The following is a 16355-nucleotide window of genomic DNA, read 5'->3' on the forward strand; positions in this document are numbered from 1 at the left end:
CCCGATGTCCTGGCATCTGTCGTCCTGGTACCTGCTCCTTGTGCTGCTCGTCGGCCTTGAGCGGATCGCCGAACTGATCGTCGCCCGCCGTAACGCGCGATGGAGCACGGCGCGCGGCGGGGTGACGTACGGGCGGGGCCACTACCCGTGGATGGTCGCCCTGCACACCGCTCTGCTGGCCGGATGCCTGCTGGAGGCGGGTCTGGCCGGCCGGCCCTTCGTGCCCGCGCTCGGCTGGCCGATGTTCGCCCTGGTGGTCGCCGCGCAGGGTCTGCGCTGGTGGTGCGTGGTCTCGCTGGGCCCTCAGTGGAACACCCAGGTGATTGTGGTGCCGGGCCTGCCGCTGGTGGAGCGGGGGCCCTACCGGCTGCGCCTGCTCCGCCACCCCAACTACGTGGCGGTGGCCGTCGAGGGGGCGGCGTTGCCGCTGGTGTACGGCGCGTGGGTCACCGCGCTGACGTTCACGGTGCTCAACGCCGCGCTGATGAGGGTGCGGATCCGCTGTGAGGAGGACGCTCTGGCCTCGCTCGCCACGGCGACACCGGACGGCGCACCGCCCGCCACCGGGCGGGCGCCGGCATGATCGACGTCCTGATCGCGGGCGGGGGGCCGGCCGGGCTGGCCACCGCCATCCACGCCGCCCTGGCCGGGATGGAGGCCGTCGTCGTCGAGCCCAGGGCCGTACCGGTGGACAAGGCGTGCGGCGAGGGGCTGATGCCCACCGGGGTCGCGGCCCTGCGGTCGCTGGGGGTGCGGGTCGAGGGCAGGCCGCTGCGCGGCATCCGCTACCTGGACGGCCGTCACGAGGCGGAGGCGGCGTTCCGCGACGGGTCTGGCCTGGGCGTACGGCGGACCACGCTGCACACCGCACTGTCCCTGCGGGCGCGGGAACTGGGCGTGCGGGTCGTTCCCGGCAAGGTGGACGGTGTGCGGCAGGACTGCCGTCTCGTCGAGGCGGCGGGACTGCGAGCCCGCTGGCTGGTGGCCGCGGACGGCCTGCACTCCCCGCTGCGCGCCCTGCTCGGACTGGAACTGCCCTGCCGCGGGCCGCGCAGGTACGGGCTTCGACGGCACTACCCGGTCGCGCCGTGGACGGACTTCGTCGAGGTCCACTGGGCGGCGGACGGCGAGGCGTACGTGACGCCGGTGGGCGAGAACCTGGTGGGCGTCGCCGTGCTGAGCTCTCGACGGCGCGGCTATCCGGAGCACCTGACGGACTTCCCCTCGCTCCTGGGGCGGCTGGAGGGACCGGCCGCCACCCCGGTGCGCGGGGCGGGGCCACTGCGCCAGCGGGTCCGCGCCCGGGTGGCGGGGCGAGTGCTGCTGGTCGGCGACGCGGCCGGCTACGTCGACGCGCTCACCGGGGAGGGGGTGTCGCTCGCGCTGACGTCCGCGCGGTTGCTGGTCGACTGCCTGAGGGCCGGTGTCCCCGGGGCGTACGAGGCCGCCTGGCTGCGGCTGTCGCGACGGCACCGGCTGCTCACCGGGGCGCTGGTGGGCAGCCGCCGTTACCGGGCGGCGGGGCGGCTGATCGTCCCGGCCGCCCGGCGACTGCCCGCCCTGTTCGGCGCGGCGGTGCATGCCCTGGCCTGACCCGGCCACCGGGCTCCGCGCCGCTCCGTTCCCGGACGGAGGCCACGGACGGAGGCCACGGACGGAGGCCACGGACGGAGGCCACGGACGGAGGCCACGGACGGAGGCCACGGACGGAGGCCACGGACGCGCGGCCGTCGGGGCGGCTCCCAGCACCTCCGGCGTCCCGGGGCGGCAGGTGACCTCACATCAGCGTGGCGAGACCTTGTGGATGACCCCCAGCCTGGGGGCGTAGTGCGTCGTGCCCTCGAACCTGAGCCGCCACTCACCGCCGGTACGCCCCGCCACCATCCTGGTGAAGCGTCCGTGGGAGTCGGTCGTGGCACCGGCCGCCTTCGTCCAGTCGGCGTCCTTACCGGCCCGGTGCATGATCTCGACGGGCTGGCCGGGGAAGGGGGCGTAGTCGAGGTGCCCCTGAGGGTCGACCCGGTTCAGCGCGCCCGTCACGCGCACCCCCGAGCCTCCTGGGGCCACCTGGACTCCGCCGAACCTGGTCAGACGCTTCAGCAGGAAGCCCGTATGTCCGGTGACCTCGGCGCCGTCCGCGCCCCTCGCGGTCACGGAGACGGTCCAGGGTCCGGCCGGATACCAGCGGCTCAGGCTCTTCTCCGGCGCGAACCGCCAGGTCTCCCACCCCTCCCACGGACGGAACCCGGTCATCCCCGCCGGGCCCGGGGCGAGGCGGGCGGACACGGTCGGGCCGGGTACGGGACCGGGCGCGAGGGCGGGGCCCCTGCCGGGACCGCCGCCCGGGCGGGACGCGGTGACGGGGAAGGACGTTCCCTTCGAAGCGGGGGTCGCACCCGGCTCGACCTTGATCGTCACCCCCTCGGGGCCGATGACGCCTCGGGCCACCACCTCTATCACCATGCGCACCGTGTCGGCGGGCCCGACCACGGGATTCGCGGGACGCAGGGTCACCGAGCGGATCGTCAGGTCCTCGGCCGCGGCCGCCGGAGCTCCTGCCGGTACCGGCAGGGCCACGGCCCCGGCCGCCAGGGATGCGAGAAGGACTCTCAACGTCATGACCAGGAGGCTAGGAGTCCGCCGGTAACAGGCAGGTAGAGGACACACGCCCCGTTGGGCAAAGCGGCGCCCGGGGGCCGGCGCCGGAGACCGAAGTCCGAATCCGGAGCCGGCGGGCGGCGGTCAGTCCTCGTACATGCCGTCGATGATCTCGGCGTACCTGGCGTGGATGATACGACGCTTGAGCTTCAGGCTCGGGGTGAGCTCCGCGGTCTCGGCGGTCCACTCCACCGGCAGCAGGCTCCAGCGCTTGACCTGCTGGACCCGGGCCAGTTTCTCGTTGGCGACGGCGATGGCGCCCTCGACGGCCTTGAGGACGTCGGGGTGATCGGCGAGATCCGCCAGGGTGGTGAACGTGATGCCGTTGGCCTGCGCCCAGCCGGGGGCCACCTCGCCGTCGAGGGTGAGGATCGCCACCGGGTAGGGCCTGCGGTCGCCGTAGGCGAGGGCCTGACCGATGAGCGGGTGCTCCTTGAGGTAGTTCTCGATGTTGGCCGGGGAGATGTTCTCGCCTCCCGCGGTGATGATGAGCTCCTTCTTGCGGTCGAGGATGCTGACGAAGCCGTCGGCGTCGATGGAGCCCACGTCACCGGTGTGCAGCCAGCCGTCGGCGTCGATCAGCTCGGCGGTGGCCTCCGACCGTCCCAGGTAACCGCGGGTGTTGGCCGGGCTGCGGGTGATGATCTCACCGTCCTCGGCGATGCGGACCTCGACGCCGGGACCCGCCTGACCGACGGTGCCGAGCTTGAAGCTGTTGGGGGCGTTGGCGGTGAAGGCACCGGTCGTCTCGGTCATCCCGTACACGTCCAGGACCCGCAGGCCGAGACCGGCGAAGAAGCGCTGGACCTCCAGCGGCATGGGCGCGGCCGCGGTGGCGAGCCAGCCCGCGTTGTCGAAGCCGATCATCGACCGGATGATCGACAGCAGCGCCGCGTCGGCCTGCTCGTAGGCGGCCAGGACCTCGGGCGAGGGGGTACGCCCGTACTGGTTGGCCTCGATGTAGGCGAGCCCGGCGGCCATGGCGTTGCGCACGCCCTCCTGCTGCTCCTCGGGCTGGGTGGCCAGCAGTGCCTGCAGGCGGGCCATCATCTTCTCCCACACGCGCGGGACGCCGAAGAACAGCACCGGCTTGACCTGGCCGAGGGTCGCGCCGAGCTGGGCGAGGTCGGTGCAGAAGTGGGTGTGGGAGAGCTTGAAGAGCGGCAGGTAGAGGCTGAGTACCCGCTCGGCGATGTGCGCGTAGGTGAGGTAGGAGATCTGGGTGCCCTTGCTGGGCAGGTCGGCCATCCTGTCGGTGGCCACGACCTCGAAGAACACGTTGGAGTGGGTCAGCGGCACACCCTTGGGGTTGCCGGTGGTGCCCGAGGTGTACAGGACCGTGAGAACGTCGTCGGCGGTCACCGCCTGCCAGCGGGCGTCGACGGCGGCGGGGTCGGCCGCGAGCCGGTCGCGGCCGAGGGCCAGGAAGTCGTCCCAGGAGACGAACCGGTCACCGGCCGGGGCACCCTCCAGCACGATCACCTTGTGCAACTCGGGAAGGTCGTCAAGGACCGGCTCCCACCTGGCCAGTTCCGCCGGTCCGCCGAGCACCGCGATCTTCGCCTTGACGTCGCCGGCGACGAAGGCCACCTGCTCGGGGGTGAAGGTCGAGTAGACCGAGCACGACACCGCGCCGGCGTGCACCGCGCCCAGGTCCGCCAGCACGTGCTCACTGCGGTTCACCATCATGAGCGCGACCGCCTCGCCGGGCTCCAGCCCGAGGGCGGCGAACCCGGCGGCGATCTCCAGAACTCGCTGCCGGGCCTCGGAGTAGGTCAGGGTGGACCAGCCCCCCTCGACCGGGTCGGAGTACGCCGGGGCGTCGGGGTCACTCTCGGCCGCCTCCCTCAGCTGATCGCAGACCGTCCGGCCCGCGATCTCCCTCTCGATGGCCGCCCGCTCCTCAAGGACACCGGTCATACAGAGCCTCCTGAAAGTGCTTACTTGCACGAGTGGCATGCATCGCACCACACGCCGTTCCTCCCGGACAAGACCCTGAAAGGGAGAAGAAACATCACAATGCACGGCTGCCTTCGGCATCCCGGCAGAATGCACACGTAGAGTTGCCGATTGATCACGCTGTGACATTCTGGGGGACGCATGCCATCGGGGAGACGTGCCCGCGAGAAGACCTTCTTCGGGCACCCGCGCGGCCTGGCGACACTGTTCGGCACCGAGATATGGGAGCGCTTCAGCTGGTACGGCCTGCGGGCCATCCTCGCCACCTTCATGGCGGCCTCCCCCGCCATCGGCGGCCTGGGCCTGAGCCAGCAGACCGCCCAGGCGGTCGTCGGCATCTACGGCGCGCTCATCTATCTCGTCGCCCTGCCCGGCGGCTGGATCTCCGACCGGGTGCTCGGTGCCCGCAGGGCGGTGCTGTGGGGCGCCTCCATCATCATGTGCGGCCACATCAGCATGGCCATCCCCGTCGAGACCGGCGCCTTCGTCGCGCTCGGACTGCTCCTCATCATCGCCGGGACCGGGCTGATGAAGCCGAACATCTCCACGATGGTCGGCAAGCTCTACCCGCAAGACGACGACGCGCGCAGGGACGCGGGGTTCTCGATCTTCTACATGAGCATCAACATAGGCGCCTTCATCGCCCCCCTCGTCGTCGGCTGGCTCGCCTCGGGCAACCGCTGGCACCTGGGCTTCGGCGCGGCGGCGGTCGGCATGGCCCTGGGCCTTGCCCAGTACGTGCTGGGCAGGCGGCACCTGAAGGACGTGGGCGAGCGGCCGGGGCACCGGCTGACCCCGCGCGAGCGCAGGCACTTCGGCCTCGTGGCGGCCGTCGCCGCACTCGTGGCCTGCGGCGGCCTGGCCGTCTGGACGGCGTCGGGCACCTTCGACCTCGACACCTTCGCACTCGTGATGACGCTGTTCATCGTGGCCGTGCCGGTGTTCTACTTCGGCTACATCCTGCTGGGCAGCCACAACCTGACCGATGACGAGCACTCCCGGATGAAGGCCTACGTCTGGCTGTTCATCGCCGCCGCCATCTTCTGGATGATCTACGACCTGGCGCCGACCGTGCTGCTGTTCTTCGCCCAGAACAAGACGGACCTGTCACTGTTCGGCATCCGGATCACCCCGGCCACCACGCAGGCGTTCAACCCGCTGTTCATCATGATCTTCGTGCCGGTCTTCGCGGCGCTCTGGGTCAGGCTGGGCAACCGGGTGACCGCTCCGCACAAGTTCTCGGCGGGACTGTTCATCAACGGCCTGAGCTTCATGATCATGGCCCTGGCCGCCAAGCTGGCCGAGAGCGGGAAGATCTCGGTCTGGTGGCTGGTGCTGGTCTATCTTGTCCAGGTCTTCGGTGAGTTGTCGCTGAGCCCGGTCGGCCTCTCGGTCACCACCAAGCTCGCCCCCGAGGCGTTCAAGAGCCAGATGCTGGGACTGTGGTTCATCTCCATCTCGGTGGGCGATGCCGTGGGCGGGCAGACGGGGCGGCTGAAGAACCACATGTCGGAGCCCGCGTACTTCCTGACCCTCGCACTGATCGCCGTCGTGGCGTCGCTGGTGCTGCTCGCGTTCGCCGGCAGGCTCCATACGATGATGCGCGAGCACCGGCTACCGAGCACCGCCCCGCCACCCTGACGGAAATCCCATATATCCGGTCATGGGATGATTTGTCGGTGAACAATGTGCTCGATCTCGTCGGGATCTTCGTCTTCGCTCTCTCCGGCGCCCTGGTGGGCGTGCGCAGGCGGCTCGACGTGGTGGGCATGGCCGTGCTGGCCGAGATGACCGCGCTGGGCGGCGGAATCGCCCGCGACCTGATCCTGAACGTGCGGCCCGCCGCCTTCTCCAGCATCGGCTACGTGGTCGTGCCGGTGCTGGCCACGGTGATCGTGTTCTTCTGGCACCCGCAGGTGGAGCGGGTGATGCCCGCGGTGAACGTGCTGGACGCCGCGGGCCTCGGGCTGTTCTGCGCGGTCGGCACCGAGAAGGCGATGTACTTCGGCCTCACCCCCCTGCACGCGGCCCTGCTCGGGATCATCACCGCGGTCGGCGGCGGCATCCTGCGTGACGTCCTCGCCGGGCAGATCCCCACCCTGCTGTACGACCGCCAGTTGTACGCGGTGCCCGCCACGCTCGGCTCGGCGGTCATGGCACTGCTCTACACCCTGAACCTGCACGGCTGGCCGGCCACGCTGTCCGCCGCCCTGCTGGCCTTCGGGCTGCGCATCGTGGCCATGCGGCTGAAACTGCGGGCCCCGCTGGCCAGGGGCGTCACCTCCGAGTAAGCCCTCCCGGGGCGGGCTCAGAGGGCGGGGGTGAGCGGCTCGGCGGGCCGGGTGCCGTACGCCCCCCTGAGCCTGGCCTCTGCGATGCGCCGTACCGCCTCGACGAGGACCCGGGGCGGCTGGGTGAAGGGCAGCCGCAGCCGCCCCTCCAGCGTGCCGTCCACGCCGAACCACTGCCCGGGGGCCAGCCGGACCCCCTGGCAGGCCGCGGCGTCGGCCAGCGGGGTGGCCGAGGGTTCCGGCAGCCGCACCCAGAGCGAGCCGCCGCCCCTGGGCGGAACGAAGCTCCAATCGGGCATCCGCGCCGCCAGCTCGGCCACCAGGGCGTCCCTGGAGGCGCCGAGGAGGCGGCCGCGCTCGGCCCTGGCCCCCTCGATGTCCTCGAACAACATGGCCACCACCAGCTGTTCGAAGAGCGGGCTGGCGATGTCGATGGAGGCGCGGAGCACGGCAAGACGGCGGACCGTGGCGGCGGTGGTGCGGACCCAGCCGATGCGCAGCCCGCCCCACCACAGCTTGGACGCCGAGCCGATGGTGATCACCCTCCCGTCGGTGTCGAAGGCGGCCAGCGGCGTGGCCCGGGCCTCCTCGTCGAGCGCCAGCTCACACCAGCTCTCGTCGACCACCAGAACCGTGCCGTAGCGCCGCGCCGCGTCGGCCAGGGCCGCTCGCGCCGCGTCGTCCATCAGGTGTCCCGTCGGGTTCTGGAAGTCGGGGATCACGTACGCGAGGCGGGCGGCCGACTGGCGCATCGCGCAGGTCAGCAGGTCCAGGTGGCGCCAGCCCTCGTCGGGGATGCCGACTCCGACGATCCTGGCACCGCGCATCCTGGCCAGGTCGATGGCGTGCGGGTAGGTGGGCGACTCCAGCAGCACCGGGTCCCCGCGCGAGAGCAGCATCGTGGTCACCAGGTGGATGGCCTGCTGGGCTCCGGTGGTCACCAGGATCTGCTCCGGCCGGGTGGCCACCCCCCGCGCACTGTAGCGGGCGGCGATCGCCTGGCGCAGCGGGGCGATCCCGAGCGGGTCGTAGCCCGTCCCGAGCGTGTAGCGGGGATACTGGCCGGTGACGGCGGCGATCGCCTCGGGCAGTGTCGAGATCGCGCTCGGGGCCGCGGTGTGCATCGGCAGCAGCCCGTCGTCCTCGGCGGCGATCCACGGGTTGTCCGCGCCCAGCGAGCCCGCGTCGGGCAGCGCCGTCCAGCTCCCCGCCCCCTGCCTGCTCTCCAGGTACCCCTGCTCGCGAAGGAGGTCGTAGGCCGCGGTCACGGTGGTGCGGCTGACGCCCAGCGCCTCGGCGAGATGGCGCTCGGCGGGCATCCGTACCCGCACCGGCAGCCGCCCGTCGAGGACCAGCGACCGCACGCCCTGGGCCAGCACCCGGTAGTACGGCCTGGCGCCGGGGGCGATCGCCAGGAGACGGGCGAGCTGGGGGCCACTGAGATACCGGTCCACACCAACCACCATAAGGCCACTTTTCATGATTGGCCCTTTTATCCGGAGGCGGCGGCCTGAACGATTGGGGCCATCATGAGCGAACTCTCCCTGCCCACCCCCGGCTCCCTTCCCAACCGGCTCACCCGCCTGTACGCGGGCCTGGCTCTCTACGGCGTCGGCGTCGGCCTGCAGATCGAGTCCCAGCTGGGCAACAGCCCCTGGGACGTGTTCCACCAGGGGCTCTCCATCCACCTGGGCCTGTCGGTCGGCACCTGGATCATCATCGTGGGCGCCCTGGTCATGCTGCTGTGGATCCCGCTGCGGCAGAAGCCGGGGCTGGGCACCCTCAGCAACGTCGTCCTGCTCGGACTGTTCGCCGACGCGGTCATATGGCTGGCCCCGACCCCGGACGCGCTCGCCGCGCGCTGGGCGTACCTGCTGCTCGGCGTCGTCGCCACCGCCGCGGCCACCGGCCTCTACATCGGCGCCGGTCTCGGCCCCGGACCGCGCGACGGCCTGATGACCGGCCTGAACCGCCTGGGCCTGTCCATCCGCTCGGCCCGCACCGTCATCGAGGTCACCGTACTGGCCGCGGGCTGGCTGCTCGGCGGGACCGTGGGAGTGGGAACGCTGGTGTTCGCCCTCGCCATCGGGCCGCTGACCCAGTTCTTCATGCCGCGGACCCGTCCGGGAGCGCGGTTGCGCTCCAGCCCCCCGGGAAGCGCGCCGAAGCGTTAGCTTCAAGGCATGTGGATCGAGGACTACGCTCTCATCGGCGACATGCAGTCAGCGGCCCTGATCGGCAGGGACGGCTCCATCGACTGGCTCTGCCTGCCGCGCTTCGACTCGCCCTCGTGCTTCGCGGCACTGCTCGGCAACGCCGGGAACGGCCAGTGGTGGATCGGCCCCGCGGACGCCGGGCGGCCCCACGCCACCCGGCGCCGCTACCGGGGCGAGACCCTCATCCTGGAGAGCGAGTGGGACACCCCCGGCGGCACGGTCCGGGTGACCGACTACATGCCCACCCGGCACACCAACCCCGACCTGGTGAGGATCGTGGAGGGCGTGTCGGGGACGGTGGAGATGGCCACCGAGATCCGCATCCGCTTCGACTACGGCCGGATCGTGCCCTGGGTGCGCCGCAGCGACGGCCTGCTGCAGGCCGTCGGCGGACCCGACTCCGTGTGGCTGCACTCCCCCGTCCCGCTCCAGGGCGGTGACTACGCCCACAAGGCGAGGTTCGAGGTCTCCGAGGGCGACAGCATGGCGTTCATCTTCACCTGGCACCCCTCGCACGAGCCCAGGCCCGAGGAGATCGACCCGTACGAGCAGCTGACCGCGACCGAGGAGCTGTGGGCCGAGTGGGTCGAGCGGTGCGGCTACCAGGGCCCGTGGCGCGAGGCCGTGGTCCGCTCGCTCATCACGCTCAAGGCGCTCACCTACGCCCCCACCGGCGGCATCGTCGCCGCCCCCACCACCTCACTGCCCGAGGACCTCGGCGGCGTGCGCAACTGGGACTACCGCTACTGCTGGCTGCGCGACGCCACCATGACCCTGGACGCCCTCATCGGCTCCGGCTACCTGGACGAGGCCCGCGCGTGGCGGTCCTGGCTGCTGCGGGCCATCGCGGGCCGCGGTCAGGACCTGCAGATCATGTACGGCGTCGCCGGGGAGCGCCGGCTCACCGAGCTTGAGCTCGACTGGCTGCCCGGCTACGAGGGCTCCCGGCCGGTCAGGATCGGCAACGGCGCGGTCGACCAGCTCCAGCTGGACGTCTACGGCGAGGTCCTGAACTCCCTGTACCTGTCTCGCGTCTCGGGCCTGGAGTCCGACCATCGGGCCTGGACCATCCAGTTCGAGCTGATCTCCTATGTCGAGGAGCACTGGGACGAGCCGGACGAGGGGCTGTGGGAGGTCCGCGGCCCACGCCGGCACTTCGTGCACTCCAAGGTCATGTGCTGGGTCGCACTCGACCGGGCCGTCAAGCACATGGAGACCTTCGGCAAGCCCGGCCCGCTGGCGCGCTGGAGGGAACTGCGCGACCGCGTCCACGCCGAGGTCTGCGACAAGGGCTTCGATCCGGTACGCGGCACCTTCACCCAGTCCTACGGCTCGAACGAGCTGGACGCGGCCCTGCTGCTGATCCCGATCGTCGGCTTCCTGCCGCCGGAGGACCCGCGTGTGATCGGGACGGTGGAGGCGATCCAGCGCGAGCTGATGGTCGACGGCTTCGTGCTGCGCTACCCGGTCTCGGCCGACAACGAGGTGGACGGCCTGCCCGGCGGCGAGGGGGCGTTCCTGGCGTGCAGCTTCTGGCTGGCCGAGGTCCTGGCGATGATCGGCCGCAAGGACGAGGCGGTCGAGCTGTTCGAGCACCTACTGTCGCTCCGCAACGACGTCGGCCTGCTCGCCGAGGAGTACGACCCCCGCTACGGCCGGATGGTCGGCAACTTCCCACAGGCCTTCAGCCACGTGCCGCTGATCCACACCGCCCGCGCGCTCAGCTGAGGCGGCGGCACCCGGCTGACCGTTTTATGCCCTTTAATCCCTATGGAGCGGCCAAGCCGACAGATTTCTTAAAAATCATCAAGAAATCTGGGATTCGGCTGCAACAATCCGGTGCGAGCGTGACTCTCATCCGCTGTAACACCACCGGAAAGGAACGAACCAATGAGCGATTTCGACGTGACCACCACGGACCTGGTCGACTACGACGGCGACGGGGGAACCGACGCCCAGCTGATCGACACCGACGGTGACGGCATCGCCGACGAGGAGCGCTACGACACCGACGGCGACGGCGTCACCGACGTCGTCTACCTCGACCACGACGGCGACGGCTACATCGACGAGACCCGGGTCGACCTGAACGGCGACGGGGTCGCCGACTACACCGAGTACTCGGGTCCCTTCCCGACCGCCTGACGGAAAGAACCGGCGTGAGCCCGCGTGACCTCACCGGGAGGGGGACTCGGATCCGGGTCACGAGGGCCGCCGACGAGAAAGGCGATCGATGAGGAACCGACGTGTGTTCCTTCCCCTGCTGTTGCTGGCCTGGCCGGCACTGACCGGCTGCGGCGCGGTGGCGGGACTCCGAGGGGAGACCGTCGGCACGCCCGCGGCATCCCTGCGAGGCGACGGTGTCGGCTCCCTGCGCCCCGGAGAGGCGGGATCCGTCACGGTGGGAACGCCGATCGGGTTCCTCCCGCTGCCCCTGGTGCTCGCGGTGGCGGCGGGCACCCTGGCCGCGGCGGCCGCGGGCCTGTATCTGTGGCACCGCAACCGCCGCCCCGCCCAGGCACCCGTGCCGGGCACCTGGCAGGCGGCCTCGTACGAGACACCGTGGCAGGGGACGCAGCCGCAGGGGACGCCTCCGTTCCCCGCGGGCCAGGCGGGCTCGGTGCCGGACCGACCCGCCACCGACCCACCCACCGACCCACCCACCGGCCCACCCGCCGGCCCGTCGGACGACCCGCTGTCCGAGGCACTGGCCCAGGTCTCCGGGAGCGGGATCAGCCCGGCGCTCACCCAGCAGGTGGAGAGGCTCTTCTCCGAGGGCCACCCCGGCCGTGAGGCCCTGGTCGGGGCCTGCGTGGGCTACCGGGACCAGCTCGCGGAACGCCACCCCCGGCTGGCCGGGACACTGCTGGAGGCGCTGAACCGGGCCGGCGTCCAGGAGATCGTCGCGGACGGGCAGCGCTTCGACCCGCGCCTGCACGAGGCGTTCGGCACCGCGCCGGCCGACAGCCCCGAACTGCACGACATCGTCGCCGAGACCGTCAGGCGAGGGTACGCCGACGGCGAGCACGTGATCCGCGTACCGCAGGTCGTCGTCTACCGCCACGTCTCACCGGGCTCCGGGGCGGAGCGGTGAGCGGCTCGGCGCCCCGCGAGAGCAGCGTGCCGCACCTCGCGACGGGCACCCGGTTCACCCCGGCCCTTCAGGCGGGCCCGCGGCCTCTCCCGGCCCGCGCGGCAGGCCGCGAGAACGCACCGGACGGCCAGGGCGGTGACGCGTGAGCACCGGACCCGCGGATCTGCTGCGCCACCTGTGCGACACCACCTCGGCCAGGCTTTCCGGCGCGGAGCTGCGCGAGCGGGTGGCGCAGGTGCGCGCCGGCCTCGACGCGCCGCTGCGGGTCGCCGTGGCGGGCGCGGTCAGCAGCGGCAAGTCGACGCTGGTGAACGCGCTGCTCGGACTGCCCGTCGCTCCGGTGGACGCCGGTGAGTGCACCTTTGTCGTCACCCAGTACGAGTACGGCGAGGACGACGGCCGCATCACGATCGAGCTCCTTGACGGCGGCGTGGCCCACTCCCGGCTGTTGCCCGGCCACCGGCTCCCCTCGAAGCTCGGCGTCGACGTGGCCCGGATCCGGCGCCTGCGGGTCTCCCTGGACCTGCCGTCGCTGCGCACCGTCACCATCATCGACACCCCCGGCATGAACACGGTGACGGCCGCCAACGAGCGGGCGGCCAGGAGCATGCTGTTCGGCTCCGGTGAGGAGGACGACCGCGCACAAGCGATGATCTACGTGCTGCGCTACGTCCAGAAATTCGACGACACCACCCTCGCGGAGTTTCGCGGGCTGACCGACGCCTGCGGAATGAGCTGCGTCAACACCCTCGCCGTGCTCGGCCAGGTCGACCGGCGCGGCGACGAGGGCGACCCGTGGCCGACCGCCAGGCGGCTGGCCGCCAAGGGGTACCAGGACCTGCGCACCTCCGTCTTCGACGTGGTCCCGGTGATCGGCCTGCTGGCCGAGACCGCGCGGGCCCTCCCGCTGGGCGGCGAGGAGGTGGCGGCCCTGGAGACGCTGGCCGGGCTCGACGAGGACGACCTGGAGGACTACCTCCTGGACCTGGACGACTTCCGCTCCGCGCCCGAGATACCCGTGCCGGCCGAGGTGCGCCACCGGCTGGTGGAGCGGCTGCACCGCTACGGCATCACCAGCGCGGTCGAGGCGGTGCGCGCGGCCGGCACCGTCTCCCCCGAGGCGCTCACCTCCCACCTGCTGGAACGCTCCGGCTACTCCTCCGCCGGGCGGGCCGCGACCGGCTCCGTGGCCGCGGGCATCGCCCACTTCGCCCGCCGCGCCGACCAGCTGAAGGCACTCGACGCGCTGACCCGGCTCCGCGCACTCGCCAGGACGCCGGCGATGGGGGCCGACCGCGCCACCCTGGACGCGCTGGCGGCCCAGCTCGACGAGAACCGGCCGATCGCGACCTCCCTGGGCGGCCTGCGGATCTTCACCGCCGCCGAGGCGCTCGGCCGCGGAACGCTGGTCCTGAACGAGGAGATGACCGCCGAGCTGCTGCGCCTGGCCCGCCACGACGAGCCCGCCGAGCAGCTCGGCCTGCCCGCGGAGGCCTCCTCCGAGCAGATCGCCGCCGCCGCCACCGCGGCGTCGATGCGCTGGCGCACGCTCGCCATGATGAGCGAGGGACGTGCCGGCGGGCACCGGGCCAGGGACGTGCTGACCGTCCTGGAGGACCTCGTCTCGGCGGCGTTGGAGGAGCAGGCACCCCCCGGCGGCGGGGGCGGCGAGAAGCTCCCGCCGGTCCGCGTGGACCCCGCCGCGATCGAGACGCTGCGGGCCTCCCCCATGGTCCCGGCCGACGACCGGCGGGCGCTGGAGCTGCTGCTCTCCGGGGCCGAGCTGGCCACCCAGCTCGGGGCGCCACCCGGGACCCCGCGCGCCGAGATCGCCGGTTACGCCGCCGCCCTGAGCGCCCGGTTCCGCACCCTCACCCACCGGCCACTCCCCCTGCGGCAGCGGCGGGCGGCCGAGACCCTCTGCGAGGCGTACGAGACCATCTGGTCGCACCACGCGGACGGTTCCTGAGGCGGGACACCGCCGGAAGGCGGCACCTGCCCATCCCATCCATCCCCGACAGGAGAAAAGGATCATGACGACCCCCGACCCGACCGGCCCCGTGGCCAGGCTGCTGCGCTACGCCAACGAGGTCCACGCGCTGGCCGGGCAGTGCGGCAGGCAGGACCTCGCGGAGGTGCTGGCCGCGTGCGCGGGCCGCTGGAAGGACGAGTGCACCGACATCGTGGTCGCCGGGGCACAGAAGCGCGGCAAGAGCCGGCTGCTCAACACGCTGGTGGGCCACCCCGACCTGCTCCCGGTCGACGCCGACGTCGCCACCAACTGCTTTCTGTCGCTGCGGCGCGGCCCCCGGCTGGCCGCCGTCGTCCACCGCAGCACCGACTCGGGGCCGCTGCAGACACCGATCACCATCGAGTCGATCCCCGACTACGCCTCGATGCGCGGTGACGCGGGCAAGCGCCGCGACGTGGTGAGCGTGGACATCACCCTCGACAACCCCCTGCTCGACGGGTTGCGGCTGCTCGACACCCCCGGCGTGGACAGCCTGACAGTGGGGCACCGGCAGGTGACCGTGGCCATGCTCCAGCGGGCCGACGCGCTGCTGTTCGCGCTCAGCGCGCAGGACCAGCCGGTGCTCAGGCACGAGCTGGAGTTCCTCGCGGAGGCCGCCGAACGGGTCCAGGCGATCGTGTTCGTGCTGACCAAGGTGGAGGATTCGACCAACTGGCGAAACCTTCAGGAGGAGAACAGGACCCGCCTGAGGACGTTCGTCACCGAGGCGATCGCCGCCGACCCCGCCAGGGCCGCGACGCTGGCCCCGCTCCTGGAGGCACCGTGGATCCCGGTGAGCGCCAAGCTCGCCGAGGCCGCCGAGGCCAAAAGGCGCGAGGGGCGCGAGGAACGGGCGAACACGCTGCGGGCGCGCAGCGGCATGGACGCGCTGGAGCGGCACCTGCGCGCCTTCGCCGAGGGCAGGGAGTCGGCGCGGGGCGCCACGGTGGTCGCCGCCGCCCTGTCGGTGCTGGGCTCGCTGGTGACCAGCGCCAAGGACGACGTCGCCGCGGGCTCCGACGACGACGGCGACGTCACCGCCCGGCTCGCCGAGGTGGACGCCGACCTGGCGGGCCTGGCCGAGCTGTCCGCGCGGCGCAGGGCGGGCATGGTGGCCAACACCTTCATCGGACGCGAGGTGGGGGGCATCGTGGGCGCGCGGGTGGCCGAGATCCGCCAGCCGTACGAGAACACGATCGCCACGCTGAAGAAGCAGGCCCAGATCGACCAGTACATGGCGGAGCTGCCGGTGAGCGTCCAGCGTTCCCTGGAGGCCGCCTGGTCGCAGATCGTCTACGACGTGGAGAAGCTGGCCAGGACCACGCTGGACGCCTTCGCCCGCGATCTCGGCCTCGACCCGATCGAGCTGACCGCCGACAGGCAGGCGATGCCCAACCTGTCGCAGGTCCAGGTCAGGGGCGACATGGCCGCCGAGGCCCCGGAAAGCGTGGACCTCATCCGGGACGTGCTGCCCTCGGCCTCGATCGGACTGTCCCTGGGCGGCTTCGCCACGGCCCTGCTCGGCCCGGTGGGCTTCATCCTGGTCGCCCCGGCCATCGGCGCGGCCATCTTCATGGGGCGGCGCTCGATGGAGAAGGTGCAGCGCAGCCAGGCGGCGATCAGAGGGGCGCTGCGCGACCAGTTCGCCGTGGTCACCAGGGAGATGACACTCGACCTGGAGCGGATGGTGGCCACCTGGCGGGTGAGCGTCGAGCAGGCCGCCGACGACACCCTGGCCCGGCGGCGCAGGGAGCTGGAGACCAGACGCGCCGAACTGAAGTCCGCCTCCGCCCGCTCGGCCGCCGACCGCCTCAAGGCCCGCAAGTCGGGCCAGGACCGGATCGCCGCGATCGGCACCCTCACCACGCGCGGCCACGAACTCCGCAAGGAACTGGCCGGCGCGGTGGCCGCCCTGGGCACCGAGCAGCCGGTCCCCGCGGGAACCTGACCGGGCGGCCGCCCCCTGCGGCAGCGCCGGTCACCCGAGTCCGGCACCCTCATGGCCGGAACGACGGCCGTTCTCGTCCCTGGCCGAGGCCAGGGATAGATGTCGAGGAGGTCGTCACGCCCCTGTCTGGGAAGCATCTCGTCGACGACCACCGCGATCGAATGCGGCAACTCGTCGC

13 protein-coding genes are annotated in these 16355 nt (G+C 72.0%); 10 read left to right on the forward strand and 3 right to left on the reverse strand.

What is annotated here, in order from left to right:
• Window positions 1-4 precede the first annotated feature (4 nt).
• Together ABZU75_RS14885 and ABZU75_RS14890 are read left to right on the forward strand one after the other, a co-directional pair.
• Window positions 5-583: an isoprenylcysteine carboxylmethyltransferase family protein gene (locus ABZU75_RS14885; protein WP_355554046.1), complete on the forward strand. Its 579-nt coding sequence runs from the start codon at window positions 5-7 to the stop codon at window positions 581-583.
• Window positions 580-1593 (forward strand): NAD(P)/FAD-dependent oxidoreductase, encoded by a 1014-nt coding sequence (locus tag ABZU75_RS14890; protein WP_355554049.1) that lies wholly within the window; start codon window positions 580-582, stop codon window positions 1591-1593. The genes ABZU75_RS14885 and ABZU75_RS14890 overlap by 4 nt, the downstream gene beginning before the upstream one ends.
• Before the next feature lie 189 nt (window positions 1594-1782).
• On the opposite strand, the gene ABZU75_RS14895 is transcribed toward ABZU75_RS14890, so the two are convergent.
• Together ABZU75_RS14895 and ABZU75_RS14900 are read right to left on the reverse strand one after the other, a co-directional pair.
• Complete coding sequence (locus ABZU75_RS14895; protein ID WP_355554052.1) at window positions 1783-2619, reverse strand: hypothetical protein; 837 nt, start codon at window positions 2617-2619, stop codon at window positions 1783-1785.
• A 123-nt stretch (window positions 2620-2742) separates the two neighbouring features.
• Entirely contained in the window at window positions 2743-4578 is a 1836-nt protein-coding gene (locus ABZU75_RS14900) for a long-chain fatty acid--CoA ligase (protein WP_355554055.1), read from the reverse strand.
• A 180-nt stretch (window positions 4579-4758) separates the two neighbouring features.
• Here ABZU75_RS14900 and ABZU75_RS14905 point away from each other — a divergent pair, with 180 nt between their 5' ends.
• Complete coding sequence (locus ABZU75_RS14905) at window positions 4759-6258, forward strand: peptide MFS transporter (protein WP_355554058.1); 1500 nt, start codon at window positions 4759-4761, stop codon at window positions 6256-6258.
• A 38-nt stretch (window positions 6259-6296) separates the two neighbouring features.
• A complete protein-coding gene (locus ABZU75_RS14910; protein ID WP_355554061.1) occupies window positions 6297-6908 on the forward strand; it encodes a trimeric intracellular cation channel family protein in 612 nt (203 codons plus the stop codon).
• A 17-nt stretch (window positions 6909-6925) separates the two neighbouring features.
• Here ABZU75_RS14910 and ABZU75_RS14915 read toward each other — a convergent pair whose 3' ends face one another.
• The gene (locus ABZU75_RS14915) at window positions 6926-8389 is read right to left on the reverse strand and encodes a PLP-dependent aminotransferase family protein (RefSeq protein ID WP_355554064.1); all 1464 of its coding nucleotides are present in this window, start codon (window positions 8387-8389) and stop codon (window positions 6926-6928) included.
• A gap of 48 nt (window positions 8390-8437) precedes the next feature.
• Between ABZU75_RS14915 and ABZU75_RS14920 the strand changes: the two genes are divergently transcribed.
• From ABZU75_RS14920 to ABZU75_RS14945, 6 genes are all read left to right on the forward strand, one after another.
• Window positions 8438-9082 (forward strand): hypothetical protein, encoded by a 645-nt coding sequence (locus ABZU75_RS14920; RefSeq protein ID WP_355554067.1) that lies wholly within the window; start codon window positions 8438-8440, stop codon window positions 9080-9082.
• A gap of 9 nt (window positions 9083-9091) precedes the next feature.
• The gene (locus ABZU75_RS14925) at window positions 9092-10852 is read left to right on the forward strand and encodes a glycoside hydrolase family 15 protein (RefSeq protein ID WP_355554070.1); all 1761 of its coding nucleotides are present in this window, start codon (window positions 9092-9094) and stop codon (window positions 10850-10852) included.
• 162 nt (window positions 10853-11014) lie between these two features.
• Window positions 11015-11269, forward strand: coding sequence for a hypothetical protein (locus ABZU75_RS14930; protein ID WP_355554073.1), 255 nt, complete (start codon window positions 11015-11017; stop codon window positions 11267-11269).
• Between the two features lie 103 nt (window positions 11270-11372).
• Window positions 11373-12218, forward strand: a complete 846-nt coding sequence (grpE, locus tag ABZU75_RS14935; RefSeq protein ID WP_355554077.1) for a nucleotide exchange factor GrpE — start codon at window positions 11373-11375, stop codon at window positions 12216-12218.
• 142 nt (window positions 12219-12360) lie between these two features.
• Window positions 12361-14187 (forward strand): dynamin family protein, encoded by a 1827-nt coding sequence (locus ABZU75_RS14940; RefSeq protein ID WP_355554080.1) that lies wholly within the window; start codon window positions 12361-12363, stop codon window positions 14185-14187.
• Between the two features lie 64 nt (window positions 14188-14251).
• Window positions 14252-16177 carry a dynamin family protein gene (locus ABZU75_RS14945; protein ID WP_355554083.1) on the forward strand — a complete coding sequence of 642 codons (1926 nt, stop codon included), beginning with the start codon at window positions 14252-14254 and terminating at the stop codon, window positions 16175-16177.
• Window positions 16178-16355 lie beyond the last annotated feature (178 nt).

The sequence above is a fragment of the Streptosporangium sp. NPDC005286 genome, assembly GCF_040607515.1.
In the GTDB taxonomy this organism is placed as follows: Bacteria; Actinomycetota; Actinomycetes; order Streptosporangiales; family Streptosporangiaceae; genus Streptosporangium.

Coding starts and splice junctions, on each gene's coding strand:
- ABZU75_RS14885 (WP_355554046.1), top strand. CDS start 5: ATGTCCTGGCATCTGTCGTCCTGGTACCTGCTCCTTGTGCTGCTCGTC.
- ABZU75_RS14890 (WP_355554049.1), top strand. CDS start 580: ATGATCGACGTCCTGATCGCGGGCGGGGGGCCGGCCGGGCTGGCCACC.
- ABZU75_RS14895 (WP_355554052.1), bottom strand. CDS start 2,619: ATGACGTTGAGAGTCCTTCTCGCATCCCTGGCGGCCGGGGCCGTGGCC.
- ABZU75_RS14900 (WP_355554055.1), bottom strand. CDS start 4,578: ATGACCGGTGTCCTTGAGGAGCGGGCGGCCATCGAGAGGGAGATCGCG.
- ABZU75_RS14905 (WP_355554058.1), top strand. CDS start 4,759: ATGCCATCGGGGAGACGTGCCCGCGAGAAGACCTTCTTCGGGCACCCG.
- ABZU75_RS14915 (WP_355554064.1), bottom strand. CDS start 8,389: ATGAAAAGTGGCCTTATGGTGGTTGGTGTGGACCGGTATCTCAGTGGC.
- ABZU75_RS14920 (WP_355554067.1), top strand. CDS start 8,438: ATGAGCGAACTCTCCCTGCCCACCCCCGGCTCCCTTCCCAACCGGCTC.
- ABZU75_RS14925 (WP_355554070.1), top strand. CDS start 9,092: ATGTGGATCGAGGACTACGCTCTCATCGGCGACATGCAGTCAGCGGCC.
- ABZU75_RS14930 (WP_355554073.1), top strand. CDS start 11,015: ATGAGCGATTTCGACGTGACCACCACGGACCTGGTCGACTACGACGGC.
- ABZU75_RS14945 (WP_355554083.1), top strand. CDS start 14,252: ATGACGACCCCCGACCCGACCGGCCCCGTGGCCAGGCTGCTGCGCTAC.